The organism is Plantactinospora sp. B6F1, from assembly GCF_040120695.1.
Lineage (GTDB): Bacteria > Actinomycetota > Actinomycetes > Mycobacteriales > Micromonosporaceae > Plantactinospora.
Window position 1 is genome coordinate 1 of record NZ_JBEEAC010000096.1, and the last position, 1144, is coordinate 1144.

Annotated in this window: 2 protein-coding genes; both read right to left on the reverse strand. The window is 73.2% G+C overall.

Going from position 1 to position 1144, the window contains the following annotated elements:
• Positions 1-899, reverse strand: an 899-nt coding sequence (locus tag ABNF97_RS33940; protein ID WP_349341069.1) for an Acg family FMN-binding oxidoreductase, incomplete at its 3' end; no start/stop codon positions are given.
• A gap of 2 nt (positions 900-901) precedes the next feature.
• A partial coding sequence (locus ABNF97_RS33945) for a dsRBD fold-containing protein (protein ID WP_349341070.1) occupies positions 902-1144 on the reverse strand: 243 nt, incomplete at its 5' end.

The window sequence follows — 1144 nt, forward strand, 5'->3', positions numbered from 1 at the left end:
CCGATGCGCAGGATCATCTGGGTGTGCCCGTGACCACCACCGACGAGTGCGCGCAGCTCGGGCACCTCCAGCGCCTGGTTGACCGGGGACGCGGCCAACCGCCGCACGGTCGCGGTCAGCAGTACCCGCTGCAGCGCCTGCCCGGCCCGCAGCCAGTCGTACGGGGCGTCGCCCCGGGTGGTCAGCCGGATGATCGTGGGGCGACGCTCGAACGTGGCGGCCTCCCGGGCCGGGCCGAAACAGCGCAGCGGCAGGCGGCCGGCGGCATCGTCCGGCGGATACGCGTACGCCGGGATTCCGTCCTGACGACCGGGACCGCCTCCGGTCCAGGCGGCGAGCTCGGCGAGGTACCCGGCGTTCCGTCGGAGGATCTCGTCAGCGTTCCGGGTCAGCGCGAGGATCGCGTCACGCGGGATGGGTTCGGCGACGGTCAGCCGGGCGCCCTCCGCCGCCGCGGCGCCGGAGAGTGCGTCCAGCACCGGCCACGGGACCGCCTCGGCGCGGTACGGGCGCCGGTTGGTGTGCCGGCGGGCGATCGCCGCCGCCAGCACCGTGGCCACCGGACCCGGTGCCGTGACGGGGCCGGCCTGGACCACGGCGGCGAGTTCCGGGCGCGTCGCGTCCGGCAGCAGGCGCAGGACCGGCATCCGGCCGTTGACGCACATCGCGATCCTGAGATTGAGGATCGCGGCCCCGACGCTGATGAACATCTGTCGGCCGGACGGGTCCACTGTGCCGAGCTGGCGATCCCGGTCCACCCACACCTCGACCTGCCGTCCCCGGACCCGGAAGAGCCAGGGTTGGGTGTTGTGTACCGACGGTGCGGCGACGGCGGCGCGCAGACAGTTCGCCACGGTGTGCGGCGACAGCCGGGGAATCGGCCGGGCACTGGCGGCCATGATCAGTGATCCAGGCTGACGGGTCGGTGGATGGTCTCCTCCAGGTCACCGGAGGCGGTGACCAGCAGTCGGTGTCCCAGGTCCGACAGCGCGCGAGCCACCGCGATCTCGTTCCCGATCTCGGTACGGTGCGGCTCGTCGGGACGCAGCCACGCCTGGCCGGCGCCGACCAGGTCGTCCCGGATCTCGTCGTAGAGCTGCGCCTCCGCGTACGTCCGGTCGTCGACCTCACCGATGAGGATCTC